The following is a 26927-nucleotide window of genomic DNA, read 5'->3' as shown; positions in this document are numbered from 1 at the left end:
CGCTTTTGTGCGGGGGTTTTGTTTCGCTTACTCTGCTGCGTCGAGGTAGTCTTCCATTGGAGGGCATGTGCAGACGAGGTTTCTGTCGCCGTAGACGTTGTCGACGCGGTTGACGGGGGACCAGTATTTATCGACGCCCATGGAGCCCGGGGGGAAGCAGGCCTGTTCACGGGTGTAGGGGCGGTCCCAGTCGCCGACCAGATCGCGCACCGTGTGGGGGGCGTTTTTCAGCGGGTTGTTTTCCGCGTCGATCTTTCCGTCGATGATGTCCTGCGCTTCCGAGCGGATCGAGAGCATGGCGTCGCAGAAGCGGTCCAGCTCTGCCTTGGGTTCGGACTCGGTGGGTTCCACCATCAGCGTGCCGGCCACCGGCCAGGACATGGTGGGCGCGTGGAAGCCGCTGTCGATCAGGCGCTTGGCTACGTCGTCGACGGTGACATGCGCCTCGGCATCCAGCGGTCTTGTGTCGAGGATGCATTCATGCGCCACACGACCGGTCTCGGACGTGTAGAGGATCGGATAGGCATCCTTGAGCCGCGCGGCAATGTAGTTGGCGTTCAGGATCGCCACCTTGGTCGCTTGCGTCAGACCCGCGCCGCCCATCAGCAGCACATAGGCCCACGAGACCGGCAGAATGGACGGAGACCCAAACGGCGCTGCCGAGACCGGACCCACGGCGGTGCCGTATTCCGGGTGGCCGGGCAGATGCTCGGTCAGGTGTGCCTTGACGCCGATCGGACCCATGCCGGGGCCGCCGCCGCCATGCGGGATGCAGAAGGTCTTGTGCAGGTTCAGGTGGCTGACATCGCCGCCCACGTCGCCGGGACGGGCCAGACCGACCATGGCGTTCATGTTGGCCCCGTCGATATAGACCTGACCGCCGTGATCATGAGTGATCTGGCAGACTTCCTGCACGGTGGTCTCGAACACGCCATGGGTGGACGGGTAGGTGATCATGCAGGCGGCAAGGTTGTCCGAGTGCTTCTCGGCCTTGGCGCGGAAGTCGGCGACGTCGATATTGCCGTTCTCATCCGCCTGCACCGGCACAACCTGCCAGCCCACCATCTGGGCCGAGGCCGGGTTGGTGCCGTGCGCCGAGGTCGGGATCAGGCAGACATTGCGCTGCCCTTCGCCCCGGGCGAAGTGATAGTTGCGGATGGTCAGCAGGCCCGCATACTCGCCCTGCGCGCCCGAGTTGGGCTGCTGGGAGATCGCGTCATAGCCGGTGATCTGGCACAGCTTGTCGTTCAGATCGGCAATCATCTCGTGATAGCCCTGTGCCTGATCTTCTGGGCAGAACGGGTGCAGGTTGCCGAACTCGGGCCAGGTGACCGGGATCATCTCGATCGTGGCGTTCAGCTTCATGGTGCAGGACCCCAGCGGGATCATCGCCCGGTCCAGCGCCAGATCGCGGTCAGCCAGACGGCGCATATAGCGCGTGATCTCGGCCTCGGCCCGGTTCTGGTGGAAGATCGGGTGAGTCAGGTATTCGCTTTCGCGCAGCGCATGTTCCGGCAAGCGATAGGCCACGTTCGCGCTGTCATCCTGACGGTCGATGCCAAAGGCACCCCAGACGGCCTCGATGGTCTCGGGCCGGGTCTGTTCGTCCAGGCTGATGCCCACTTTCGTGTCACCGACCTTGCGCAGGTTGACGCCCCGGGCCACGGCAGCCTCCATGACGGTCTTCTGCAGATGGCCGACCTCAACCGTGATGGTGTCGAAGAAGACCTCCGGCTCAACAGCAAAGCCCGCCTCTTCCAGACCGGCGGCCAGGCGCGAGGTCTTGCGGTGCACCGATTGCGCGATGGCCTTGATGCCGTCAGGGCCGTGGTAAACGGCATACATCGAGGCAATGACGGCCAGCAGCGCCTGCGCGGTGCAGACGTTCGAGTTGGCTTTCTCGCGGCGGATATGCTGTTCACGGGTTTGCAGCGACAGGCGGTAGGCCTTGTTGCCGCGGCTGTCGATGCTAACACCGATAATCCGGCCCGGCATCGAGCGCTTCAGCTTGTCGGTGGTCGCCATATAGGCGGCGTGCGGGCCGCCATAGCCCATCGGCACGCCAAAGCGCTGGGTCGAGCCGATGGCAATATCCGCGCCCATCTCACCCGGTGACTTCAGCAGCGCCAGCGACAGGATGTCGGCAGCGACGATGGCAATGGCTTTGTGTTCGTGCAGTGCCGCGATCTCGTTGGTGAAGTCGCGCACATGACCGTGCGTGCCGGGGTACTGGAAGATCGCGCCAAAGACGGCACCAGCTTCTAGCTCATCGGGGTCGCCCACCTGCACGTCGATGCCCAGAGGCTCAGCCCGGGTTTTGATCACCGCGATTGTTTGCGGGTGGCAGTTCTTGTCGACAAAGAAGGCCGCGTTGTTGGCTTTCGAACGCCCGCCGCGCTTGGCCATCGCCATGGCCTCGGCAGCGGCGGTGGCTTCGTCCAGCAGCGAGGCGTTGGCCACGTCCAGACCGGTCAGGTCGCTGACCATGGTCTGGAAGTTCAAGAGCGCCTCAAGACGGCCCTGGCTGATCTCGGGCTGATAGGGGGTATAGGCGGTGTACCAGGCCGGGTTTTCCAGGATGTTGCGCAGGATCGGCGCCGGCGTGGTGGTGCCGTAATAGCCCTGACCGATCAGCGAGGTCAGAACGGTGTTCTTGCTCGCCACCTCTTTCATGTGGAACAGCGCATCGCGTTCCGTCATCGCCGGACCCCAGTCCAGCGGTTCCTTCTGCCGGATCGCAGGCGGGACGGTGGCGTCGATCAGTTCGTCCAATGTCTTGAAGCCGATCACCTTGAGCATGTCGCGCATCTCGGTTGGGCTTGGGCCAATGTGGCGGCGGTTGGCAAAGTCATAGGCTTCGTAGTCGGTCAGTTTGAAGGCCATGTGTGCGCTCCTGTCGAATAGGTCAGGTCCGGCCGGGCAGGCAGCAGCCTCCGGCGGAAGGTGAGGGCCGTCTTGGAACCTGTCCAGTGGACAGGTTCAGGTCCGAACGGGCGGAGCCCCGGAAACAGGGCTCCGAGTTTGGTTTAACCGATGAAGGCTTTGTAGCCAGCTTCGTCCATCAGATCGTCCAGCTGCGCCGCATCCGCGATCTTGATCTTGTAGATCCAGGCCTCGCCTTCGGGGTCGTCGTTCAGCGCGCCGGGGTTGTCGGCCAGCGCCTCGTTCACTTCAACGATCTCGCCATCGACCGGGGCGTACAGCTCGGACGCGGCTTTGACGGATTCGATCACGCCGATCTCGCCGTCCTTCTCGAACTCGTCGCCCGCTTCCTGCTGCTCGACGAACACAACTTCACCCAGCTGCTCGGCGGCATGTTTGGTGATGCCCAGAGTGGCCGCGTCCCCTTCGACGGTCAGCCATTCATGCTCTTCGGAATAATAGGTTGCCATGTCTCTCTCTCCTGACTTCAACGCTTGTAGTTCTGTTTGACAAAGGGCAGCGCCACGATCTGCGCCGGTTGTGCCTTGCCCCGAATGATGAGGTTCACCTTCTCGCCCGGCTCGCCATGGCCTTTGCTCACATAGCCCATCGCAACCGGGCCGCCGACTGTGGGGCCAAAGCTGCCCGAGGTGATCTGGCCGATGGTGTTGCCCTCAAGGCATTGCACTTCCACGCCCTGACGCGCCGGTGCGCGGCCTTCGGGCTTGATGCCCACCAGCTTGCGCGCGGCACCCCCGGCCAGTTCCTTTTGCACGCGATCCGCGCCCGGAAAGCCGCCTTCTTCCTTGCGGCGTTTCTGAATGGCCCAGCCAAGGCTGGCTTCAATCGGCGAGGTGCTCTGGTCGATGTCATTGCCATAGAGGCATAGCCCCGCCTCCAGCCGCAGGCTGTCGCGCGCGCCCAGACCCGCCGGTTCGCAATCCTCATGCGCCAGGAAAGCCTTGGTGATCTCGATCGCCTTATCCTCGGGGATCGAGATCTCATAGCCATCCTCGCCGGTATAGCCCAGCCGCGAGATCCGGCATTCGACACCCATGATGTCGGCCACGGTGGTTTCCATGAACTTCAGATCGCGCGCGGCAGGGCACAGCGCGCCCACCACATCCTCGGCTTTGGGGCCTTGCACAGCCACCAGCGCCCGGTCGAAGATCTCGGTCACTTCGACGCCTTCGAGGTTCGCTTTCATATGCGGAATGTCCTGATGCCGCAGCGCCGCGTTTACCACCACAAAATAGTGATCCCCCGCATTCGACACGATCAGGTCATCCATGATCCCGCCGTCGGCATTGGTAAAGAACCCGTACCGCGCCTTGCCTTCCTTCAGCGTCGCATAGGCCTGCGGGCACAAAGCTTCCAGCTTCTCGCCCACATTCTCACCGCGCAAAATCACCTGACCCATGTGAGATACATCAAACACCGCCGCCTTCTCACGACACTGCTTATGCTCGCCCATAATCCCCATCGGATACTGAACAGGCATCTCCCAGCCCGCAAAATCAACCATCTTGCCACCCAACTCAACATGCAACGAGTACAGCGGCGTACGCTTCGGTTCGGTCATTTCCAGGGCCTTTCATGTGCCGTTCTCAATGATCGCCGCGGAGAATTCAATGGCAGCTCCGACCGTCAGCCAGTCGATACCAAAGTTCCCGGGACACTCAGGCGAGTCAACAGGATTTGGCGGATTGGCAGGGCGGGTAGTATGCGGCCGCATGCAGCAATTTTGTATCCTATAGGAAACTTTTTTCCATTAAACAACACCTGAGATGGGAAACATGGCCGCAATTCTCAAAAGGTTGAAACGCCGTGAACGGCTGATTTTGCCAGCCACTTTTAGAACCCCTCTGGTGCCTGAGAGGTTCCTGTCCTAAGACTGCTCCGCAACAGGAGGCGACATGTCATATATTACTCTGGTTCGGCACGGTCAGGCCAATTCAGCAGCACGGGACGAGGGCAATTATGACAAGCTCAGCGACCTTGGCCATCAACAGGCGCGCTGGCTTGGCGCGCATCTGAAAGAGAATCAGGCCTTTTACCCCCGTGTTTATTCCGGCACGCTGACGCGCCATATCGAGACCGCCGCCAGTATGGGGCTATCGGAACCGATCCGCGATCCGCGCCTGAACGAGGTCGAGTATTTTCGTATGTCCCAGCTGTTCAAGGAACAGCATGGCGAGCCTTTGCCCGAAACCCGCGAGGGGTTCATCGAGCATCTGCCCAAGACCTTCGCCGCCTGGCAACGGGGCGAGATTGAAGACACGCCGGAAACCTTCGACGAATTCGAAACCCGCGTTGGTGATGTCTTGCGCGAAATCGGCACCGAGGGCGGCCCGGCTATTGTTGTGACCTCAGGCGGGTTGATCTCGATGGTGGTGCGGATTGCGATGGGTCTGGACCTTGCGTCGATGTCACGGGTGGCGCTGGCGATCATGAATACGTCGCTACACCGGTTGCACCCGATCGGGCCACAGCTTAGCCCGGTTCTGTTCAACGCCGTCCCGCATCTGGAAGCGCCGGACCGGCGGTACGCGCAAACGCATCTGTAAACCGTCGGAGGCCCCATGCAGCTTTACTACGCCCCCCGCACAATCTCGGTCGCCGTTGCGATTGCTTTAGAAGAGGCCGGGCTGGAGTATGAGGCGATCCAACTGGACTTTGCTGGCGGAGAGCAGACCAAACCCGCTTACAAGCAGATCAACCCTAAGGGCCGGGTTCCGGCGCTGGTGGTGGATGGCGGTATCCTGACCGAAACCGGCGCATTGCTGGAATATGTCGCGGCCAAGGCGCCCGATGCCGGATTGATACCCGCCGATCCCGTCATGGCCGCAAGAATGCGTGAGATGATGTTCTATCTCGCCTCGACCATGCATGTGAACCACGCCCACAAAATGCGCGGGCATCGCTGGGCCGACAAGAAGCCCAGCTGGAAGGACATGCAGGGCAAGGTGGCGCAGACAATGACGGCGTCTTGTGACTATATCTCGTCAAACGGGCTGCGCGGGCCGTTTGTGTTGGGTGACGCGTTCTCGCTGGCCGATGCTTACCTGTATGTGGTGTGCAGCTGGCTGGAAGGCGACGGCGTTGATGTTTCGGCCTTTCCCAAGATTCTCGCCTTTCGTGAGGCGATGGAGGCGCGGCCCTCAGTTCAGGCGGTGCGCGCCGGTGGAATGCTCTGACTAAAGGATACATGATGACACATCTCTGGGTCCGGGCAGAACAGCGCCCGAACGAGGAACGGGTTGGGCTGACCCCCGAAGGGGCCGCTGCGTTGGTCGCTGCGGGTATCCGGGTGACGGTCGAGGAAAGCTCGGTGCGCGCGATCCCGCTGGCTGGCTACAAGGATGCCGGATGTGAGATTGCAGCTGAGAACTCATGGCCTGAGGCCCCTCTGGACGCGATCATCTTTGGCCTCAAAGAGCTACCCGACGACGGCACGCCCCTGCCCCATCGCCACATCATGTTCGGCCATGCCTATAAAGGTCAGCACTCGGGTCGCGCACTGTTGCAGCGGTTCAAAGCCGGGGGCGGAACGCTGTATGATCTGGAATATCTCGTGGATGAAGACGGCCGCCGGGTCGCCGCCTTCGGCTACTGGGCCGGATATGCGGGCGCTGCGGTCACGCTGAAAACATGGGCCGCGCAGCAGCGGGGTGAGGAATGCCCCCCGGTCGGCGTATACGCAGGCAAAGATGCGCTGAACGCGGAACTGCTGGCTGAGCTGGACGTCACCGGCGCGGCGCGCCCGCGCGCCATCGTCATCGGTGCATTGGGCCGTGTTGGCACAGGTGCCGCAGATATGTGCGAGGCGATGGGTGTAACGGTGACCAAATGGGACATGGCGGAAACCGCCAGTGGAGGTCCGTTCCCGCAAATCCTTGATCACGACCTGTTCCTGAACTGCATCTTTGCGCGCCCCGGCACGCCGGTTTTTGTCCCGCACGAGGCTCTGGCGGCACCGCGTAACTTGACCGCCATCGGCGACGTGGCCTGCGACCCGGACAGCGATTACAACCCGGTGCCGGTCTATGACCGTGCCACCTCATGGGACGCCCCTGCCCTGCGCGTGGCGACCGACCCGGTCATGGACGTGATGGCAATCGACAACCTGCCGTCGATGCTGCCCGTCGAAAGCTCGCATGACTACGCGGCGCAACTTCTGCCATCGCTGCTGACCCTGACCGATCTGGAAAGCGGTGTCTGGGGGCGGGCTGAGGCAACCTACAAATCACATATCGAAGGGATCTGAGCGATGACGATTCACTGGTGTGGCACCGGCCTGTCGGCCATCCCCGGCCTGCGCCGCCTGATCGAAGGCGGGCACAAGGTCACCGTCTGGAACCGAACCGTCGAAAAGGCCAAGGCCGAGGTCGGAGACCTGACGGACGACATCCGCCCCTTCGACGTCGACGCCATTGCGGCGGTTTTGACGAAAGGCGACGTGATTGTTTCAATGCTGCCCGGCGAATGGCACGTGCCGCTGGCTGAACTGGCGATCTCGAAACAGGCCAATTTCGTCTCGTCCTCCTACATCGCGCCCGAAATGCGTGCGCTGGATGACAAGGCCCGCGAGGCCGAAGTGATACTGGTCAACGAGGTCGGGTTGGACCCGGGTATCGACCACCTGATGGCGCATGCTCTGGTCGATGACTACCGCGCCTCGGATGCGTTTGACCCGGGAAATCACCTGAGCTTTATCTCCTATTGCGGTGGCATCCCGAAGAACCCCAACCCGTTCCGCTATAAATTCAGCTGGTCGCCGCTGGGTGTGCTCAAAGCCCTGCGTTCACCTTCGAAATCCATCCGCGACTATGCCCCGCTGGACGTGGCCCGCCCCTGGGACGCGATCAGCAGCTATATCGCGCCTCTGCCAACCCCGGAAAGCTTTGAGGTCTATCCGAACCGCGACTCGATCCCGTTCATGGAGCAGTACCACTTTGAAAAGCACTGGACGGTCAAGGAATTCGTCCGCGGCACCCTGCGTCTGAACGGCTGGGCCGATGCGTGGTCGGATGTGTTCACTGAAATCGAAACGCTGTCAGGCCCGGAAGGCGATGCGCGCCTGAAAGAGATGTCGGATCAGTTCTGGGCCGAAAACGCCTATGACGAGGGTGAGCCCGACCGCGTGGTTCTGTGTGTCGGCCTGAAGGCGGAAAAAGACGGCATCCCCGTCTGGCACAAAACCTACGTCATGGATGCCTGGGGCGACGCGCGTGGCACTGCCATGGCGCGGCTGGTCTCGATCCCGGTCTCTCTGGCGGTCGAAGCCGTCCTGAACCGCGCCGTCCCGGCGGGCGTCCACGCGGCCCCCAGTGATCCGAAACTGGTGCAGAGCTGGATGGCTGAGATCGACAGGCTGGCTCAACACTTGCAGGTCGTGGACCACACAGCCTGAAAATTGAGAATGCCATTCCGAGTTTTCGGAATGGCTTTAGCGTTGTCGCCGTCTGCAAAGTTCCGTCATCTTGGTCTTTCAGATGTAGCGCTCAATCGTTTCTTCGATATCGCTGCGGTTGATACCGATGTCGGCTAGATGCTGATCTGACAACCGGCTTAGTTCCTGCGCAGCGCGCACGATGTCGGCCCGGATGGCCTGCACGCGCATCGCCCGATCAAATAGCAAAACCGTACTGGCGCTGATCGCTGCTTCCTGGTTCGAACTTGAATCCAACATGGTCTCCTCCATCTTTCATCTTTGTAGGGTCAGGCGCGATCAGTGCAAATCGCGACGGTACGGCTGTCCGTGATAGACGCTCTGATACGCGCGCTCTTTGATCTCGCTACGGTCGATGCCGATATCGTTCAGCTGCCTGTCGCTGAGATTTTCCAGCTCCTGTACGGTCTTAGCGAAAATTCCACGGCGGAAGTGTTCGACCCGAGCTTCGGCGTAATTCGAGAACATTCCGAAGAAGAGCCCCTCCTGCGGGGTAACTGTTTGTGCGTAACCCATGACTTTCTCCTTTATCTCTGAGTTGCGTTTGTCCTTGCAAAACAGACTAAAGACATCAGGATTAATGGTGCCGGAGGGGTGGATTAAGGTTCGTTAACGTTGCTGGAGTCGCGCTGATCACCAACAAGGTCCTTATACAGATACGCAAGGTCAACGAGGTTCCGACGTAACTCAGGCGCGAAGAGGTGCGCATAAATTACGACCCCCAGGCTGCTTTCTGAGCCTGCATATTGAAGATACCGTAATGGCCCCGGCGCGAATCACGAACGTTTCGCTTGTTGCAGACGTGGAGATGCGGTGTCGTTGCCCCAGACACGCGAGGCGTGTCCGTCTCCACGGGATCATCCCCGAGGGGCGTCCCAGCAACTGAATACGAACAGGAGCAACGACGTGAGTGTTTTTATCGGAGTAGACGTGTCCTTGGCAAGCTCGGCCATTTGCATTCTTGGCGAAGGCGGCAAAATCATCAAAGAGGCCAAGATAGACAGCGAACCGGCTGCGTTTGTCGCCTTCATGCAGAACCTGCCCTACGAGATCACCGGGATCGGCATGGAGGCCGGTCCGCTGTCGCAGTGGCTGCACAAGGCTCTGGCCGATGCGGGGTTCCAGGTTGTGCTGATGGAAACCCACAGGGTGAAGAAGGCGCTGTCCGCCATGCCCATTAAGACCGACAGGAGGGACGCCGAGGGGATCGCGCACTTGCTCCAGCTCGGCTGGTTCAGTGCGGTGCATTGCAAGTCGGTCACCGCCCAGGAGACGCGCGCGGTTCTGACTGGGCGCAACGCACTGAAAAAAGCGCTCATTGCCATGGAACTCTCCATGCGTGGGATCCTGCGCAACTTTGGATTGAAGATGGGGCAGATCTCCAAGAAGGGCTATGAAGAACGGGTCCGGGAATTGATCGACGGCAATGACATGCTGAAGCAGATGGCGTTGCCGATCCTGGCGGCGCGGGCAGAACTGCGCAAGCAACTGGCTGTCTTTGAGCGGCAGGTACGCAGCATGGCCATGAAGGACCCGGTATGCCGCAAGCTGATGACCATGCCGGGGGTCGGGCCGGTTGTCGCACTGACCTACCGGGCGGCGATTGATGATCCGACCCGGTTCCGCAGATCGAAGGATATCGGCCCGTGGGTCGGACTGACGCCCAGTCGGGAAGAGTCCGGCGAGCGCTCTGTTGTAGGGGCAATCTCCAAGACTGGGGATGTCGGTTTGCGCTGCGCACTTTTCCAAGCGGCGAATAGCATGCTGAACTGCGGAAGCGAGAACTGGTTGAAAACCTGGGCGCAGCAACTCGCTGAGAAGTGCGGCAACAGACGGAAGGCTAAGGTCGCGTTGGCGCGGCGGATCGGCGTGGTCCTGCACCGCATGTGGATGGACAACACCGACTTCCGGTCCATTCGTGAAGAGGCGATGGCGCTGCGCGCTGCCTGAGAAACCGAGGCAATACACGATGAACGTAACACGAGCAAAAGGAGCAAACGGCGACGCCTGAAAGCGTCTGCCCAGCGGCGTCCCCAACCGGGACGCGGTCCCCGATGATGCACGAGACCCCCTGGTCGCCAGCCCTTGCAGGGTTGAGCACGTAGTGAAGATAGGCACTCGGGACTGCACTGGACAAAGTATCAAGTCGGCAACCACAGCAACGGCGTTGTGCGTTGACCACGAACGGAAGGCAGAGCCTGGTGGAGACATATCAGTTGCGCGGAACAGCACAGACGAAAGCCAAGCATGATGAACATAATCTTCTGAGAACCAGGGCCATGACACCTGTGTGCTCTGCATATGACCGACCCCGCGAAAACCAAATCGGTCTCGCGGCGCGCCCGGTTGCCAATGTAGCGCTTGACACGGAGAGGGCCATTACGGAAGGGGGTAGATATATTTTTCCGGAAACATACAGTCGAACACTTTGCTGACGACAATAAAGTGCTCAGCAGCTTCTCGAGGATCGCCGTCTGTTAGCACGAAAACTTGACCAGTATACACAGCTATAATGTTGCGTTTGCTCCAAATGGTCTCTTTCGCATACAATTCACCCACAGTCTTCAAGCCGGTCTCTTTCAACTTTTTGTCAAAAAAATCGAATTGCTCCATTGCGTCAGAACAACTCAACTCCGGATAACCATCTCGTCTTTCAGGAAACAGCGGCGGACATTTGGGTCCTGCGCCAAGACATGCCGAATGGTAGTATTTCAGCAGGTTGTCGATTAGTGGATCACGTTTTAGCGCTGCTGACGTCACCTCGATCAATTGATCATAAAGCTTGTCTTCCAACAGGGAATTCCCCCAGGTTTTCCAAACCCAGAGCCGATTTGGGTAGCTCACCAAAACATCAGTAAAATAAGCTTGAAATTCGTCGCTCAACCCCATTTCACGAAACAGCGTTCCCTTCATTTCCATCGAATAGTCACTTCCGGGCGCGTGCTCTAGTGCGGTGTCAATGGCCGACAGCGCACCCTCGTGATCCCCGGTTTTCGCTAATACATATGACTTCCACTGCCACGGCACCTCGCTGTCCGAATCCTCTGCAATCGCCAGATCAACCTCGTTCAGAGCAGCGTCCCAATCCTGCTGGGCCATGTATATTCGCATCTTGTGGCGATGCATCAGCGATCGCGTGGACGGTTTATACGTTGTCCAATTCAATAGCACGTCGCAGGCAGCCAAGGCGTCCTGCGGATCGCCCGGGGCGAGATTGCAGGTTCTGATCAGTTCATCGTGCTTCTTGCCCAGAACCGGCACAGCGACGATAGTCAGAACGACCAGAACAATGGCGACACGAACAAAAGACACTTTGCGTTTTGCAGATTCGGCAGGAGTATCAGTATTCATTCAAACAACCATAAGTATATCTGACTGCACTGAACCAAACCTGCGCGCGGAAGTAAACGGCGGTTGCACAATTGCCTGCTGATATCGCCAGGCCGCAGGGCCTACATCAGGTCGTTCTCCACATCCTCGGCAGAAATTCCCAGCGCATCCAGACCGTTCTCAAGATGGTCCGACAAGTGCGGAGTTCCGATCAAGTAGTCGGCACACGGCGTTGAGGCTTCGGACTTGGCGGTGGCGATGGCTTCGGCCAGATCCTCGGCGAAAAAGCTTTCGCGGCCGATCCACATCACGGCGACCAGCTCGGCCTGCTCGTCCTCGCCCATGCGGTCGATAAAGGCGCGCAGTTCGCCCTCGGCCCGGTTCAGTTCACGCCCCATCATGGCGACCTGCGCGATTTTTCTTGCCGAGATTTCCAACATGACCCAACTCCTCGTGTTCGCGGTTTCATCCCAGCAGAACCATTTTGGGGCGGATGAGTCTTTGATCTTACGCAAACAGCGCGGTTTCAGGGTTCGCGGACGCGGGAGACCGGATGATCGGGCACAGGGGCGCTGCGGAACGGGCGGAAGCGCGCCTTTTTCACCCATAGTTTCAGCGCCTGCCACAGGATCAGTGTAAAGGCACGGCGCGCGCCGAAGGGACGGCGCATCAGCGACCACAGGATTATTCCGTCGGTTAGCGGGGCGCGTGGACCAGTCAGCGTGGCAATCAGCCCGCCACCTTCGCGACCATAGTCAATCCAGACCCCCACTTTATCGGGGCGATAGTCGAACCGAAACGTGTAAGCTCCCTCAATCTTCTGAAACGGCGAAACGTGCATCAGTTTGTTGGCCACGATACGGTCCGTAGGCAAGATCGGCGCATAGTCACGATTGTGGCACAGATAGCTGTGGCGTGTGCCATAGGTGTTCGTGACCTCGGCAACTACCGCATAAAGCTGCTGACTGGTATCGAAACAGAACCAGAAACTAACCGGATTGAACACATGGCCCAGCACACGCGGTTGGGTCAGCAGAGTTATGCGGTCGGGTTGCGGCACATCCATAAGGTCGAATTGAGCGCGCAGCCAAGATGCGCCATGCCCCTGCCCCGGCTCTCCGCCGTGGTCCCGATCCCGCCAGTTGGTGATATTGGCACGGTTCATGGAAAACAGCACAGGGGTTTTGGGCTGGCGTTCCGGGTCAAACAGAATGTAGTCGACAGAATAGCGAAAGGCGTTCTGAATCGCACCTTTGCGTCCGTGAAACGTGTGGCCTGCAATGTGATCGACCCTGTTCACGCGACTTTCTCCGATCTGCCTGTAACCCGTTTAAACGGCATTCTTTTCCTCAGCTGTTTGTACCAGATGATACGAAATGTAGCGTCCCGTGGATCAAAAACATCAGTTAAAGTGATCCGCCTTGGGCCAAGCTGCGTAATGTGGTTATGTTTACCGAGATCGATACCGTGACCTTGGATGAACCGGTGGCCGACAGGCCAGCACAAAAACCTTGGCGCGCGAAGAAACGCATCAGGGGCAAGCCGGTGAACAAAGTGAATGGCAGTTGCGACACCAGGACTGAGTGGGTCAGCCACGTCAGGCGCATTCGCGACGCGCAGGATCAGGCGGCTTTTGCCCAGCTGTTCCAGCACTTCGCACCGCGTATTAAGGCGTTTCTGATCAAATCAGGTTCCGACGCCACTTTGGCTGAGGAATGCGCGCAAGAGGTGATGGCGACCTTGTGGCACAAGGCCCATCTGTTCGATCCGACCCGCGCGACCGTGGCCACTTGGGTGTTTACGATCGCAAGGAACAAGCGCATCGACGTCCTGCGCAAACAACGCCGACCCGAGCCCGAGGATCTGGGATGGGGGCCTGAGGCGGAACCGGAGCAGGACGACGTGTTGGCGCTGCAACAGGAAACCGCGCAGCTGCGTGACGCCATGGCGGCGTTGCCCGAGGCGCAAAGAGAGCTGATCGAGAAGGCCTATTTCGGCGACCTCAGCCATCGCGAGATCGCTTCGCAGACCGGGTTGCCGCTGGGCACGATCAAATCACGAATTAGGCTGGCGCTGGACCGCTTGCGCCATGCGATGAATTGAGATGATGGAAATGAGCAACGAGATCAAACATCACCTGACAGACGACCTGCTGATGGCCTATGCCGCAGGTTCTCTGCCCGAAGCGTTCGACCTGATGGTCGCCACGCATCTGTCCCTGTGCGACCACTGCCGCGCGCGCGCTGAAAGCTTTGACGCGGTTGGTGGCTGTGTCTTGCAGGATCAGGACGAGTCGGCCGCTATGAGTGACGGTTCGCTGGCTGCAACAATGGCTCTGATCGCGCAAGGCGCGCCCATTGCGAAACCAGCACGTCCGGGCTGCTCGGTTCTGCCCGCGCCCTTACAGGATTACGTTGGCGGTGATGTGAACGACATCAAATGGCGCCCCATCGGCATGGGTGTGAAGCAGGCGATCCTGCCAACCACCAGCGAGGCCACGGCGCGCCTGTTGTTCATCCCCGCCGGAGCCGCCGTTCCCGACCACAGCCATAACGGCATGGAACTCACGATGGTATTGCAAGGCGCCTTCTCGGATGAGGTTGACCACTTTGCGCGCGGCGATGTCGAGATTGCGGACGAAGACCTGCATCACACGCCAACCGCCGATATCTCGGAAGACTGCATCTGTCTGGCCGTGACCGACGCGCCGCTGAAATTCAACAAACTCATGCCGCGCCTGTTCCAGCCGTTCCTGCGCATCTGAAGGACCGAGATGTCTCGTGCTACACTGACCCATTGGTTGGTTTGGGAGGGAACAGTGAAAGCGCGTTTATTTCTAAGTATCCTGATCACAGGCATCGCATGTGCCGCTTGGGCGCAGCGCGCTGCCGAAGTGAAGTTCGAACGCGGTAACTATGGCACAATGGTCAGCGGGACCATTACGGGCGACGAGTACTTCGACTACACTCTGGGTGCGCAATCCGGTCAGGAAATGTTTGCAGATCTCAAGGTAAGCGACACCAACGGCAACGGAGTGATCTATTTCAACATCCTGCCGCCGGGCAGCGACGGTGAGGCGATCTATATCGGCTCGATCAACGGAAACACCGCCCGGATTGAGCTGCCCGAGGATGGAGATTACACGATCCGCGTCTATCTGATGGGCAATGATCGGGATGCAGGCAAGACGGTCGGCTACAATCTCGACCTGTCGATTCAGTAGGTCTTAGGCTTCGGATTTACCCAGTGGCACCACGTTGGCGTGTTCGTCTGGCGCGAGTTCCTCGAAATCAAAATTGTCCAGCCGCTGCGCCCGGCGGCCCGCCTTTTCGGCGCTGATCTTGATTTCCGAGATATCTTTGGCGGCCTGCCCGAAATGGCGGTCGAGGTTCGAGACACGATCCCCCAAACGCTCCACATCCTTGTGCAACATCCCCAGTTCCTTGCGGATCGCCCCCGCCTGTTCCCGCATCCGCGCGTCCTTCAGGATCGCCCGCATCGTGTTCAGCGTCGCCATGCAGGTGGTGGGAGAGACGATCCAGACACGTTTACTGAAACTCTCTTGCACCAGTTCCGGGAACTTGGCGTGCAGTTCGGCATATACCGCCTCGGACGGCAGGAACATCAGCGCGCCATCGGCGGTTTCGCCGTCCAGAATGTATTTCTCGGCAATGTCGTTGATGTGCTTGCGCACCGTGCTGCGGAACATCTGCACCGCTGCTTTCAGTTCCGCGTCATTGGTCGAGCCGATCAGCGCCTCATAGGCTTCCAGCGGGAATTTACTGTCTATCACGATCGGGCCCGGAGGGTTCGGCAGGTTGATCAGGCAATCCGCCCGCCGCCCGTTCGACAGCGTCGCCTGCAACCGGAAACTGTCCGAGGGCAGCGCCTTAGAGACGATGTCGTTCAGCTGAATCTCTCCAAATGCACCACGGGTCTGTTTATTCGACAGGATGTCCTGCAACGACAGCACATCACCGGACAGTTTGGTGATATTGTCCTGCGCCTTGTCGATGGCAGCCAGACGCTCCTGCAACTGAGTCAGCGAGGTTGCGGTCTGTTTTGACGAACCGTGTAGCGATTCCTTCATCCGTTCCTGCATTTCGGCCAGCGCCCGCGCCGACTTCATCGCGTTATCCGCCAGACGGTCATTCATCTGCTGCTGCACCGAGGACAGCCGCGATTCAACCGTCTGAATCACCTGCACCTGCGCATTGGCCTGCGTGTCCGAAACATGCTGCAATCCGCCGCGCAGCTGTTCCTGCCCCTGCCCCAATTGCTGCACATGCTGGCCCAGATGCGCCATCTGGCGGGCCAGAGGTTCCGCCATCCGGGCCGACCGCTGCGCCGCCCGCAGCGACAGGAACAGCAGCAACAGGATCAGAGCGACCACCGCACCCACGGTCAGGATCACGGGGTCGTTCAACGCATATTGGGTGCCAGCAATCTCGATCATGTCGCCTCGGATGTTCTTGTTTTATTCTTCATAGCTCGGCACGGCCACGGGATCAACTGCGGCCGAACAGGCGTTCGATATCGCTCAGCTTCAACTCGACGTAAGTCGGCCGCCCGTGGTTGCACTGGCCGGAATGGGGCGTCGCCTCCATCTCGCGCAGCAGGGCGTTCATTTCCTCGGCCCGCATCCGGCGACCCGACCGGACCGAGCCATGACAGGCCACCCGGCTCAGGATCGCCTCAATCCGCGCCTGTACTGTCTGGCTTTCGCCCTGATCGGCCAGCTCATCGAGGATATCGAGGATCATCGCGCGGGCATCGACCTCGCCCAGAATGGCCGGGGTTTCGCGCACGGCAATAGCTCCGCCCCCGAAGGGTTCCAAGGTCAGGCCAAGGCGCGACAGGTCGTCGACCACCGCCATCAGACGTGCGCAGTCGCCTTCCGACAATTCCACAATTTCGGGGATCAGCAACGCTTGCGCGGCGACGCCATTCTCGGCCATCTGGGTTTTCAGCTTTTCATAAACCAGACGTTCATGTGCAGCGTGCTGATCGACGATCACCATGCCATCGGCGGTCTGAGCGATGATGTAGTTTTCATGCACCTGCCCGCGCGCCGCGCCCAAAGGCAGGTCGGCAACGGGAGTTTCCTCAGCAACCGGCGCGACGGGCGTCGGCTCCACAATACTGCCGCTGTAGTCCTGCGACAGCTCTGCAAAACCCGGCGCTTGCGCCCGATAGGACGCTTGCCGCGCCGCCGGAGAGGGCCGGTCCATCTGATACACCCGCGCAGGAGCGGGCTGAGCGGGCAGCGCCGGTTCTGGCCGCATCGCGCCTAGTGTCGCATTGGCCACAGTCGAAGAGGCGCGGTGTCCCGCCTCGGCCAGCGCATGCCGCAGGGCTGAGACGATCAGCCCCCGCGCCACGCCGGGATCGCGGAACCGGACCTCGGACTTTGCGGGGTGAACGTTCACGTCCACCAGCGTCGGGTCACAATCAATGAACAGCGCCGCCGCCGGGTGGCGGTCGCGGCTGAGGAAATCGAAATAGGCCGCGCGCAAGGCACCGGTCAGCATCTTGTCCCGCACGGGGCGGCCATTGACAAACAGGTACTGAGCAACCGCCGCGCCACGGGAATAGGTCGGCAAGGCGGCATAGCCATAAAGACGGATACCCTCACGCGTGGCGTCGATCTGAAGGGCGTTCTCGGCAAACTCGCGCCCGATCACACGGGCCAGGCGGGCGTGCAGCGCGTCGAACAGGTCGCCGTTTTCTCGGTCAGCGCGGAAGGTCACACGGCCCTCGCCCCCGCCCGAGACATCGCGCAGGGTGAAAGTGATCGCAGGCTCGGCCATCGCCAGCCGTTTGACCGTGTCGGTGATCGCCTGCGCCTCGGCGCGGTCGGTACGCATGAATTTCAGACGCGCAGGCGTGGCAAAGAACAGATCGCGCAGTTCAACCACGGTACCAGCGCGCAGCGCAGCGGGCTTCACCGCCTCCATCTTGCCACCGGCGACATGAATTTGCGCTGCATCCGCGCCCGGAACCCGGCTGGTGATGGTCAACCGACCCACCGCGCCCAGTGAGGGCAGCGCTTCGCCCCGAAATCCAAACGTGTGGATGTTCAACAGGTCCGAACCGTCGATCTTGGACGTTGCATGGCGCGACAGGGCCAGCGGCAGATCATCCGCCGAAATTCCGCAGCCATCATCGGTGACGCGAATCAAGGTCTTGCCACCATCAGCAATGTCGATGGCAATCCGGGTCGCCCCAGCGTCGATGGCGTTTTCCACCAGTTCTTTCACCGCCGAGGCCGGACGTTCCACAACCTCTCCGGCCGCAATACGGTTGATTGCAGCATCATCAAGTTGCCGGATCACGGGGCGATTGTCGCTGATATTGGGGTGTGCCTGCGCCATACCACCAGACCTAGCACAAGCGCGCACGATTCTGCCACTGGTTTGGGGGCTCTAATTTTGCGGAGGGGGCGTTCGGACAATCATGAGGCACTGAACGAAAAAGCGGCAGACACAATCATGATTGCCCGAACGATCCGAAGTGAGTGGTGGTCGTTCAGTAATAATTAGCGGCGGGGGTAGCACGAAAAGCAGCGCAACAATCATTAACTCTGGGAATACTACGAGTCTGGGCGATTTTCAGCCGACCGGACCGTGACCCGAATGGCCTGTCACCCGGACTGAGGTGCGCCTGCGCGGGTACGGCATGGACCCCAAAGCGCAGCGCAGCCAAGGATCAGGCCGGACATGGTGGCAATCATCCCTGCCGCGCTTACGGCGTCTGCTCCGCCCAGCCACAGCGGCCCATAGCCTGCAAGTACATAACCCGAGATCGCTGAAGCGCCGGCAAAAATGACGCTCCACAGGATTTGGGTTTCCAGCCGGTTGGTCATCATCCGCGCCGCTGCCGGAGGGCAGATGAACATGGCAATCACGATGATCGAGCCGACCGCGTCAAAGGCAGCCACCGCCGAGATCGCCGCGACGATCACGAGCGCCATGCCTAGCGCGCCAGTGCGGATGCCGATAGTGCGCGCGAACCCTTCGTCAAAGGTGGAAATCTTCAGCGGTCGCCAAAACAACCAGATGAACAGGGTTACACCCACCAGCGTCAACGCTATGCGTGGCAGTTCCGGCGGCAGCCCGGCCAACGCTGTTAGGTCCAACAGTGACGACCACCCGACCGCATCCAGCCAGATCAAGCTTTCCAGATTGCCATAAAGCGCGTGTTCAACGTCCAGATGGACGGTTGAGGTGTCGGTCTGTTCCAGCAGCAGCACGCCACCCGCGAACATAGTGGTAAAGACCACACCCATCGCAGCGCCCGGTTCGATCTGACCCAGCCGCCGGATCGCCTCGATCATCACAACGGCGACAATCGCCGCGCCCGCCGCGCCCAGCATCATCGGCCAGGTCGAGATCGCTCCGGTCAGGATAAAGGCCACGACGATGCCGGGCAGTACCACATGGCTGATCGCGTCGCCGATCAAGGCCTGTTTGCGCAGGACCAGAAAGTTGCCGGGCAGCGCACAGGCAATGGCCGCAAAGGTGCCGATCAGCAAAGGTGTCAGCGACAGGGGAACGAATTCTGCGCCGCTCATGATGGCACCCTTTGCGGTCCACCGATTTGGCGGTCAATCTCGGTGATCTGGTCGCGGGTCAGGACGGTTTCGATATCGCGCAACCCGTCATAGAGCGCCGCCGTCGCCTCATGCGCTTGATCGGCGCGCACAACCTCCCACCGTTTTTCGTCGCGCAATGCTTTGGCAGCGCGGGCCTTACCGGCCTCAGTCGCGACCCCGTCGGCGCGGGCCAGCCCGGCGCGTTTCAACAGACGCAGGGTAAGCGGCTCATAGATTTTCTGGTCCTGCGCAAGCGCCAGCAAGCCCTGCCGGATATGCACCCGGCGCTGGAATTTCAGATGTTGCAACACCGCCGCCAGAACACCGCGGACGGGTGCAAACAACAGGGACAGGGCAAAGAACCCAAAGCTCACCAGAACGATGATCGGCCCGGTCGGCAGGTTCGGGGCCGAGGCCGACATTGCCGCGCCCAGATACCCTGCCAGACCGCCCGCCAGACCGGCCAGAATCACCACTCGGTCCGAGCGTTCAGTCCAGAAACGCGCCGTCACCGGCGGGATGATCAGCAGGGCAACGATCAGGATCAGCCCAACGATTTTCAGACCCACCACGGTGACGGCCATCACCAAGCCCATCATCGCAAGGTCGATACGATGCACGGGCAGCCCCCGCGACGCCGCATATTCCGGGTCAAAGGCCACCATCGTCATCGGGCGGCGGATGATCATCACCAGCAGCAGCGTTGCCGCTCCACCAACCGCGATGATCAGTGCATCGGCCCAAAGCATCCCGGCGGTTGAACCCAGCAGGAAACCCTCCAGCCCGGCCTGACGGCCAACGCCCATCGTCTGGATAACGGTCAGCAGCACAATCCCAAATCCGAAGAACACCGACAGCACCGCGCCGATGGCCGCATCCTCGGCCAGACGCGTGTGGCGGGTCAGCCAGTTCATGCACAGCAACCCGACCCAGGCCGAGATCGCCGATCCGGCGAGCAGTCCGATCAGGTTGCGACCATCTCCGCCAAAGGCAACCAACACCATAAAGGCCAGACACACGCCCGGCAGGGTCGCATGGCTGATCGCATCGCTGACAAGTGCGCGTTTGCGCAGAAACAGGAAGGTACCCGTGACCCCGGCGGATACGCCCAGCAACGTCGCACCGATGGCAACCAGCGTGGCGTTGTAGCCCAGCTGTAGGGTCAGAGCGTCCCAAAGCATGGATCACCCCAATGCGCGAGAAATCTGGTCGATTTGGGCGGTGGCCAGACGGCCTCCGTAAGCCGCTTGCAGGGTTTCGGCGGTAAACGCCTCAGCCACCGGACCTTCGGCCACTTTGCGGGTGTTGATCAGAAACACATGGTCGAAATAGTCGGTGACGGTGGCCAGATCGTGATGCACGACGACGACGGTCTTGCCCGCCTCCTTCAGCGCTTTCAGCACGGCGATAATGGCTTTTTCGGTGGCCGCATCGACGCCCGCAAAGGGTTCGTCCAGCAGGTAGAGATCCGCCTCCTGCGCCAGCGCGCGGGCCAGAAACACCCGTTGCTGCTGACCGCCCGAAAGCTGACCGATCTGACGGTCCGCGAAGTCTCGCATTCCGACCCGGTTCAGGCAATCCATCGCGTGGGCCTTGTGGCGCGCACGGATGCGACCCAGCAAGCCCAGTTGCCGCGACAGGCCCATCAGCACCACGTCAATCACGCGTGTCGGGAAATCCCAATCCACACTGGCGCGCTGCGGGACATAGGCGATCCGGGCACGTTGCTGCTCTAGCGGCTTGCCATAGACAGTGACTTGCCCGGACAGCGGCGATACGATGCCCAACGCAGCTTTCAGCAACGTCGATTTCCCCGCCCCGTTCGGGCCAATAATGGCCGTCATGGCACCGGGTTGTACCGTCATGTCCACTGAAAACACTGCGGGCTTCTGACCGTAGGAAACTGTCAGGCCGCGAATGGCCAGAGGGCTGTCGTCCAGGCTTTGCCCGGAAATCGAAATACCCTGATCAGCGGCCAGTTCCAGCATCACTCAAAACCCCGCCGACAATCTGCCATTCATCCCACGATTCGGCACATCCGCGCCCAGAGCGCCTGCGATGACGGTGATGTTGTGATCCAGCATCCCGATGTAGGTGCCTTCATATGTGCCGGGTTCGCCCATGGCATCGGAATAAAGCTCTCCGCCGACGCCCACATCATGACCTTTGGCCGCAGCCCCTTCGATCAGGGCACGCATGGACCGGTCGGACACCGAGCTTTCCACGAAAACCGCTTTCAATTGTTTGTCGACAAGCGTGTCCACCAATTCCCCGATCCGATTCAGACCGGCCTCGGATTGGGTCGAGATGCCCTGAATGCCCATCACCTCATAGCCGTATTCGGCCCCAAAATAGCCAAAGGCGTCGTGCGCCGTGACCAGCAGACGGTTGTTCTCGGGGACGGACGCGAGGGCCTGAGCGGCATAGGCTTCCAGCTGGTCGATCTCCGCCAGATGCGCTTGCGCGTTGGCGGCAAAGACATCTGCGGCCTTGGGGCGCGCTTCGGTCAGGGCCTGTTGCACTTCGACCACAACATCGCGCCACAGGGCGGGACTCATCCATACATGCGGATCGTATTTGTCAGCGTAATCGTCGTGAGCGCGCAGTTTCGACGTGTCGATCCCTTCAGCAACGGCCACGACAGCGCGTTTGCGGCTGAGATCGTGGAAGAAGTCCTCCATCTGCGCCTCAAGATACAGACCATGCCATAGGATCAGATCGGCGCGGGTCATCGCCACGATATCGCTGCGGGTCTGGCGGTAAGCATGCGGGTCGACGCCGGGGCCCATCAGGCCTTTCACCTCGACCTGATCGCCGCCAACCTGACGCGCGGCATCCGCGATCATACCGGTGGTGGCCACCACTTTCAGCGGTGCCTCGGCCCAGGCCGTCAGTGGCAATGCAGCGGCAAAAGCCAATGCTGCAAGAAAGCTGCGACGAATCATGTCAGACCCCGATTTGCTATCCTCTTGCAAATGAATATGCGAACCATTCGCAACTAAGTCAACGCTATTGCGAATTATTCGCAAGAAAACGCCTATTTTGTCCATTTGGTCAAATATTTAACCGAACAACCCGCTCTATGCCTTCCAATTGCGCACCGCCCGTGCGATTTTGGCGCAAACCTCCCAAAGGACGTGACTATGGATACGCAGAGCTCAGACAGCGCCGTGCGCACCGCGCATCTGCCGCAAGTGACCGAGCCCAGAAACCCCGGCATGGATCTGGATCTGGATTGGGTGCGGGCCGTGCAGGCCAACACTTCGGCCATTGAACGCCGCGCAGCGACCCTGCCCGGTCGGCGTTCGGTGAAAAAGGACTATCAGGCAGCATGGCTGCTGAAAGCCGTTACGATGATCGACCTGACCACCCTGTCGGGCGATGACACAGTGGGTCGCGTGCGTCGGCTTTGCGCGAAGGCGCGTCAACCTGTTTCGCCGTCGGTTTTACAAGCGATGGAAATGCCGCCGATCACAACGGGCGCGGTCTGCGTATATCATGACATGATCGAAACGGCGGTCGAGGCACTGAAAGGCACCGGCATTCCTGTGGCTGCGGTCTCGACCGGATTTCCAGCGGGCCTGTCTCCTTTCCACCTGCGCGTGGCAGAGATCGAAGAAAGCGTGAAAGCAGGCGCAGAAGAGATCGACATCGTCATCTCGCGCCGTCATGTCCTGTCGGGCGACTGGCAGGCTTTGTATGACGAGATGAAGGCCTTCCGCGTCGCCTGCGGCGATGCCCATGTCAAAGCCATTCTGGCGACCGGAGAGCTTGGCAGCCTGCGCAACGTCGCCCGCGCCTCGCTGGTCTGCATGATGGCAGGCGCCGATTTCATCAAGACCTCGACCGGCAAGGAAAGTGTCAACGCCACCCTGCCCGTCTCTCTGGTGATGATCCGCGCGATCCGCGACTACTACGACCGCACCGGATACCGCGTCGGCTACAAACCTGCGGGTGGGATTTCCAAGGCCAAGGACGCGCTGGTTTACCTGTCGCTGATCAAAGACGAACTGGGCGATCGCTGGCTGGAACCCGACCTGTTCCGCTTTGGCGCATCGTCGCTGCTGGGCGATATCGAACGGCAATTGGAACACTATGTGACGGGCGCATACTCCGCCGGTTACCGTCACTCCATGGGCTGAGGAAAGAACAATGACAGTCAAAGAGATTTTCGAGACCATGGATTATGGCCCTGCACCAGAAAGCGCCGCCGAGGCGCTAGCGTGGTTGGTCGATCAGGGCGACAAGTTTGGTCATTATATCGACGGAGCCTTCACCAAGCCCGGTAAAGGCTTCGACAGCCGCAATCCGGCGACCGGCGAGGTTCTGGCCAAGCTGACGCAAGCCAAACAGGGTGACGTGGACGCCGCCGTTGCTGCCGCCCGCAAAGCGCAACCGAAATGGGAGAAGCTGGGCGGTGCCGGCCGTGCACGGTACCTCTATGCCATCGCGCGGCTGCTGCAAAAGCATTCGCGCCTGTTCGCCGTTCTTGAAAGCATGGATAACGGCAAGCCGATCCGTGAGTCTCGCGATATCGACATCCCGCTGGCGCAGCGGCATTTCTACTATCACGCGGGCATGGCGCAGCTGATGGAGAGTGAACTGCCCGACGCGCAAGCCTTGGGCGTGTGTGGCCAGATCATCCCTTGGAACTTCCCTCTGCTGATGCTGGCCTGGAAAATCGCGCCAGCGCTGGCAATGGGGAATACGGTGGTTCTGAAACCGGCCGAGTATACCTCGCTGACCGCGCTGCTGTTCGCCGATATCTGCTCGCAAGCCGGGTTGCCGAAAGGCGTGGTCAATATCGTGACCGGAGACGGTGCTGTGGGCGAGATGATAGTGAACGCAGATGTCGACAAGATCGCTTTCACCGGTTCGACCGTTGTCGGACGGCGCATTCGTGAGGCGACCGCTGGTTCGGGTAAAGAATTGACGTTGGAGCTGGGTGGTAAATCTGCCTACATCGTCTTCGACGATGCCGATATCGACAGCGCCATCGAAGGGTTGGTCGACGCGATCTGGTTCAATCAGGGTCAGGTTTGCTGTGCCGGGTCTCGCCTGCTGGTGCAGGAAGGCATCGCGGATCGCTTCCACGAGAAACTGCGCGCGCGGATGGACGGCTTGCGCATCGGTGATCCGCTGGACAAATGCATCGACGTAGGCGCGGTTGTGGACCCGGTGCAGTTGCAGACCATCAAAGGCATGGTCGAAAGCAACACGGTGGGTCACGTGCATCAGGCCGCCTGTGAACTGCCGGAAAACGGCTGCTACTACCCGCCGACGCTGATCTCGGGCCTCGAAACATCCGACCCGTTGATGCAGGAGGAAATCTTCGGCCCGGTGCTGGTTTCCTCGACCTTCCGCACCCCGGCCGAGGCGGTCGAACTGGCCAACAACACCCGCTATGGGCTGGCGGCGACGGTCTGGACCGAGAATGTGAACCTCGCGCTGGATATCGCGCCCAAGCTGGTTGCGGGCGTGGTCTGGGTGAATGCCACAAACCTGTTCGATGCCGCTGCCGGTTTCGGCGGCGTACGCGAAAGCGGCTTTGGCCGCGAGGGCGGATGGGAAGGTCTGACGGCTTACACCAAGCCAAAAGGCAAAGCCAAACCGCTGGCGAAGGTCGAGGCGACCATGGGTGAAGGCGCTCCGGTCGACCCGATTGACCGCACCGCCAAGATGTATGTCGGCGGCAAGCAGGCTCGACCCGATAGTGGCTATTCCAAACCCGTCTGGGGTAAGTCCGGACTGCTGGGTCACGTCGGCCTTGCCAACCGCAAGGACGTCCGCAACGCGGTAGAGGCCGCAGCCGGCGCAAAAAGCTGGTCCAAGACCACCGGCCATCTGAGGGCGCAAATCCTGTACTATATTGGCGAGAACCTCTCGGCCCGCGCTGACGAATTCGCCGCGCGTATCGACGCAATGACCGGCAAAAAAGACGGCGCGAAGGAGGTCGAAGCCTCGATCCAGCGCCTGTTCACTGCCGCCGCCTGGGCCGACAAATATGACGGTCAGGTGCATGGCGTTCCGATCCGGGGCGTTGCCATCGCGATGAAAGAGCCGGTTGGTGTCATCGGTGCGCTCTGCGCGGATGAGGCACCGCTGCTGGGTCTGGTTTCAACCATGGCCCCGGCGATTGCGATGGGTAACCGGGTGGTGCTGGCGGCCTCCGAGCCCTATCCGCTGGCGGCGACGGATTTCTATCAGATCCTCGAAACCTCGGACGTGCCTGCAGGCGTGGTCAACATCCTGACCGGTAGCCATGCAGAACTGGCGAAACCTCTGGCCTCGCACCTGAACGTGGACGCGGTCTGGTCGTTCTCCTCCACCGATCTGTCGAAAGAAATCGAGGTCGTCTCGGCCGGGAACCTGAAACGGACCTGGGTCAATAACGCGACGGCAATCGACTGGAGCGTGGACCATTCCCGCCGCTTCCTGCAAGCTGCCACCGAAGTCAAAAACATCTGGGTGCCCTACGGCGAGTAGGGCTCCCGCATCAGGGAGTAAATTATTTGGCTACTGCTTCAATCAAGGCCGGTGCATCGTGAATGATCACTCAAGAGTTTACTCTGAAAGTGGTTCCCGGATTCTCGAAGTCGTAAAAGGAGAGGATGGCCTTTTCACTCTTCAAGAGTTCGCTCGAAGATACGATGCCGAAGAAGAGATAACATACGAAATCAAAGTCGAGTCGAATTACAGCAGTAAGTTTGATGACTTTGACATTGCTTTGAAGGAAGCAAAAAGGCTGATTTCCCTCTGACGGCGAAGTAGCGCCGCCTTTCCACAACAAGGGGACCGCACATGGATTTTTCAGAACAAACCGTCATCGTCATCGGTGGCACCAGCGGTATCAACCGGGGCATCGCCGAGGCCTTTGCGGCCTCGGGGGCCAAACTGGCCGTCGCCAGCCGGTCGCAGGAAAAGGTCGATGACACCGTCGCTGCCTTGAAAGCCGCCGGTGCGGCAGAGGCCGTCGGCGCTGCGTTTGACGTGCGCGATCCCGAGGCCGTTGCCGCAGGTCTGAAACAATTCCACGATACCCTTGGTGATTTTGACGTGCTGGTGTCGGGTGCGGCAGGGAACTTTCCGGCACTGGCGTCCGAGATGTCGGTCAATGCGTTCAAGACGGTGATCGACATTGACCTGATGGGCACGATCCACGTGATGAAGGGGGCCTATCCCTTCCTGAAGCGACCCGGAGCGAGCATCATCAACATCTCGGCCCCGCAGTCTTACCTGCCTTACGAAGGGCAGTCCCATGTCTGCGCCGCCAAGGCGGGTGTCGATCAGATCACCCGTACCTTGTCGATGGAATGGGGAATTGAGGGGATCCGCGTGAACTCGGTCGTGCCCGGTTTCATCGAAGGCACCGAGGGCGCGAAACGCCTGACACCCAGCGAAGATGCGCATGAGGAAATCCGCAAGGACGTGCCGCTGCGCCGGTGGGGCACCCCGCAGGATGTGGCCAATGCCTGCCTGTTCCTGAGTTCCGACTTGGCCAGCTATATCAGCGGCACGGTTCTGGCCGTCGATGGCGCTCTGTATCAGCGTGGATCAGGCAAGTTCGGGCAGATGATGGGGCAGATGCTGCGCAGCGCAGCTGGGAAAAAGGGCTGAGGCATCCTCAGC

25 protein-coding genes are annotated in these 26927 nt (G+C 60.3%); 11 read left to right on the top strand and 14 right to left on the bottom strand.

Annotation, left to right across the window (positions count from 1 at the left end; all coding sequences use genetic code 11):
• Positions 1 to 27: 27 nt before the first annotated feature.
• The 3 genes from gcvP to gcvT form a co-directional block, all read right to left on the bottom strand.
• Positions 28 to 2883: an aminomethyl-transferring glycine dehydrogenase gene (gcvP, locus tag ACOQOY_RS13245; RefSeq protein ID WP_420585880.1), complete on the bottom strand. Its 2856-nt coding sequence runs from the start codon at positions 2881 to 2883 to the stop codon at positions 28 to 30.
• Positions 2884 to 3026: 143 nt separating this feature from the next.
• Complete coding sequence (gene gcvH, locus ACOQOY_RS13240) at positions 3027 to 3392, bottom strand: glycine cleavage system protein GcvH (RefSeq protein WP_420584822.1); 366 nt, start codon at positions 3390 to 3392, stop codon at positions 3027 to 3029.
• Between the two features lie 17 nt (positions 3393 to 3409).
• The gene (gene gcvT / locus ACOQOY_RS13235) at positions 3410 to 4504 is read right to left on the bottom strand and encodes a glycine cleavage system aminomethyltransferase GcvT (protein ID WP_420584821.1); all 1095 of its coding nucleotides are present in this window, start codon (positions 4502 to 4504) and stop codon (positions 3410 to 3412) included.
• A 334-nt stretch (positions 4505 to 4838) separates the two neighbouring features.
• Between gcvT and ACOQOY_RS13230 the strand changes: the two genes are divergently transcribed.
• The 4 genes from ACOQOY_RS13230 to ACOQOY_RS13215 are packed head-to-tail and all read left to right on the top strand — an operon-like array spanning position 4839 to position 8335.
• Entirely contained in the window at positions 4839 to 5489 is a 651-nt protein-coding gene (locus ACOQOY_RS13230) for a histidine phosphatase family protein (protein WP_420585879.1), read from the top strand.
• Between the two features lie 15 nt (positions 5490 to 5504).
• A complete protein-coding gene (locus tag ACOQOY_RS13225) occupies positions 5505 to 6119 on the top strand; it encodes a glutathione S-transferase family protein (RefSeq protein WP_420585878.1) in 615 nt (204 codons plus the stop codon).
• Between the two features lie 14 nt (positions 6120 to 6133).
• Entirely contained in the window at positions 6134 to 7189 is a 1056-nt protein-coding gene (locus ACOQOY_RS13220; RefSeq protein ID WP_420585877.1) for a saccharopine dehydrogenase, read from the top strand.
• A gap of 3 nt (positions 7190 to 7192) precedes the next feature.
• Complete coding sequence (locus ACOQOY_RS13215; RefSeq protein WP_420585876.1) at positions 7193 to 8335, top strand: saccharopine dehydrogenase family protein; 1143 nt, start codon at positions 7193 to 7195, stop codon at positions 8333 to 8335.
• A 78-nt stretch (positions 8336 to 8413) separates the two neighbouring features.
• On the opposite strand, the gene ACOQOY_RS13210 is transcribed toward ACOQOY_RS13215, so the two are convergent.
• Positions 8414 to 8614: a DUF1127 domain-containing protein gene (locus tag ACOQOY_RS13210; RefSeq protein WP_420585875.1), complete on the bottom strand. Its 201-nt coding sequence runs from the start codon at positions 8612 to 8614 to the stop codon at positions 8414 to 8416.
• Positions 8615 to 8653: 39 nt separating this feature from the next.
• Positions 8654 to 8890, bottom strand: a complete 237-nt coding sequence (locus ACOQOY_RS13205) for a DUF1127 domain-containing protein (protein ID WP_420585874.1) — start codon at positions 8888 to 8890, stop codon at positions 8654 to 8656.
• Positions 8891 to 9280: 390 nt separating this feature from the next.
• Between ACOQOY_RS13205 and ACOQOY_RS13200 the strand changes: the two genes are divergently transcribed.
• Entirely contained in the window at positions 9281 to 10324 is a 1044-nt protein-coding gene (locus tag ACOQOY_RS13200; protein WP_420584942.1) for an IS110 family transposase, read from the top strand.
• A gap of 429 nt (positions 10325 to 10753) precedes the next feature.
• Here ACOQOY_RS13200 and ACOQOY_RS13195 read toward each other — a convergent pair whose 3' ends face one another.
• From ACOQOY_RS13195 to ACOQOY_RS13185, 3 genes are all read right to left on the bottom strand, one after another.
• Entirely contained in the window at positions 10754 to 11725 is a 972-nt protein-coding gene (locus ACOQOY_RS13195) for a tetratricopeptide repeat protein (RefSeq protein ID WP_420585873.1), read from the bottom strand.
• A gap of 101 nt (positions 11726 to 11826) precedes the next feature.
• Complete coding sequence (locus tag ACOQOY_RS13190) at positions 11827 to 12144, bottom strand: DUF3775 domain-containing protein (protein ID WP_170326413.1); 318 nt, start codon at positions 12142 to 12144, stop codon at positions 11827 to 11829.
• A gap of 86 nt (positions 12145 to 12230) precedes the next feature.
• Entirely contained in the window at positions 12231 to 13004 is a 774-nt protein-coding gene (locus ACOQOY_RS13185) for a DUF1365 domain-containing protein (RefSeq protein ID WP_420585872.1), read from the bottom strand.
• Positions 13005 to 13150: 146 nt separating this feature from the next.
• Between ACOQOY_RS13185 and ACOQOY_RS13180 the strand changes: the two genes are divergently transcribed.
• From ACOQOY_RS13180 to ACOQOY_RS13170, 3 genes are read left to right on the top strand one after another with little or no spacing between them, the layout of a single operon-like run.
• Complete coding sequence (locus ACOQOY_RS13180; RefSeq protein ID WP_420585871.1) at positions 13151 to 13807, top strand: sigma-70 family RNA polymerase sigma factor; 657 nt, start codon at positions 13151 to 13153, stop codon at positions 13805 to 13807.
• Positions 13808 to 13817: 10 nt separating this feature from the next.
• On the top strand, positions 13818 to 14468 hold the full coding sequence (locus tag ACOQOY_RS13175; protein WP_420585870.1) for a ChrR family anti-sigma-E factor: 651 nt from the start codon (positions 13818 to 13820) through the stop codon (positions 14466 to 14468).
• 54 nt (positions 14469 to 14522) lie between these two features.
• Positions 14523 to 14927 carry a hypothetical protein gene (locus ACOQOY_RS13170; RefSeq protein ID WP_420585869.1) on the top strand — a complete coding sequence of 135 codons (405 nt, stop codon included), beginning with the start codon at positions 14523 to 14525 and terminating at the stop codon, positions 14925 to 14927.
• A 3-nt stretch (positions 14928 to 14930) separates the two neighbouring features.
• Here the strand turns inward: ACOQOY_RS13170 and ACOQOY_RS13165 are convergent, their stop codons facing one another.
• From ACOQOY_RS13165 to ACOQOY_RS13140, 6 genes are all read right to left on the bottom strand, one after another.
• Positions 14931 to 16160, bottom strand: coding sequence for a DNA recombination protein RmuC (locus tag ACOQOY_RS13165; RefSeq protein WP_420585868.1), 1230 nt, complete (start codon positions 16158 to 16160; stop codon positions 14931 to 14933).
• 52 nt (positions 16161 to 16212) lie between these two features.
• Positions 16213 to 18078, bottom strand: a complete 1866-nt coding sequence (mutL, locus tag ACOQOY_RS13160; protein ID WP_420585867.1) for a DNA mismatch repair endonuclease MutL — start codon at positions 18076 to 18078, stop codon at positions 16213 to 16215.
• A 269-nt stretch (positions 18079 to 18347) separates the two neighbouring features.
• Positions 18348 to 19277, bottom strand: a complete 930-nt coding sequence (locus tag ACOQOY_RS13155; RefSeq protein WP_420585866.1) for a metal ABC transporter permease — start codon at positions 19275 to 19277, stop codon at positions 18348 to 18350.
• Positions 19274 to 20479, bottom strand: a complete 1206-nt coding sequence (locus tag ACOQOY_RS13150) for a metal ABC transporter permease (protein ID WP_420585865.1) — start codon at positions 20477 to 20479, stop codon at positions 19274 to 19276. Before ACOQOY_RS13150 ends, ACOQOY_RS13155 begins: the two co-directional genes overlap by 4 nt.
• A gap of 3 nt (positions 20480 to 20482) precedes the next feature.
• Positions 20483 to 21286, bottom strand: a complete 804-nt coding sequence (locus ACOQOY_RS13145) for a metal ABC transporter ATP-binding protein (RefSeq protein ID WP_420587245.1) — start codon at positions 21284 to 21286, stop codon at positions 20483 to 20485.
• Positions 21287 to 21289: 3 nt separating this feature from the next.
• The gene (locus ACOQOY_RS13140; protein WP_420585864.1) at positions 21290 to 22243 is read right to left on the bottom strand and encodes a metal ABC transporter solute-binding protein, Zn/Mn family; all 954 of its coding nucleotides are present in this window, start codon (positions 22241 to 22243) and stop codon (positions 21290 to 21292) included.
• 198 nt (positions 22244 to 22441) lie between these two features.
• Between ACOQOY_RS13140 and deoC the strand changes: the two genes are divergently transcribed.
• The 3 genes from deoC to ACOQOY_RS13125 all read left to right on the top strand — a co-directional run bounded on the left by deoC (position 22442) and on the right by ACOQOY_RS13125 (position 26915).
• Positions 22442 to 23440, top strand: coding sequence for a deoxyribose-phosphate aldolase (gene deoC, locus ACOQOY_RS13135; protein ID WP_420585863.1), 999 nt, complete (start codon positions 22442 to 22444; stop codon positions 23438 to 23440).
• A 10-nt stretch (positions 23441 to 23450) separates the two neighbouring features.
• Positions 23451 to 25784, top strand: a complete 2334-nt coding sequence (locus ACOQOY_RS13130; RefSeq protein ID WP_420585862.1) for an aldehyde dehydrogenase family protein — start codon at positions 23451 to 23453, stop codon at positions 25782 to 25784.
• 315 nt (positions 25785 to 26099) lie between these two features.
• The gene (locus tag ACOQOY_RS13125; RefSeq protein WP_420585861.1) at positions 26100 to 26915 is read left to right on the top strand and encodes an SDR family oxidoreductase; all 816 of its coding nucleotides are present in this window, start codon (positions 26100 to 26102) and stop codon (positions 26913 to 26915) included.
• The last annotated feature ends 12 nt before the right edge of the window (positions 26916 to 26927 follow it).

Origin of the sequence: Ruegeria sp. (genome assembly GCF_965221235.1) — a bacterium.
Classification (GTDB): Bacteria; Pseudomonadota; Alphaproteobacteria; order Rhodobacterales; family Rhodobacteraceae; genus Ruegeria.
The sequence above is the reverse complement of the archived record's forward strand: the minus strand, read 5'-3'. Positions and strand labels throughout refer to the sequence as shown.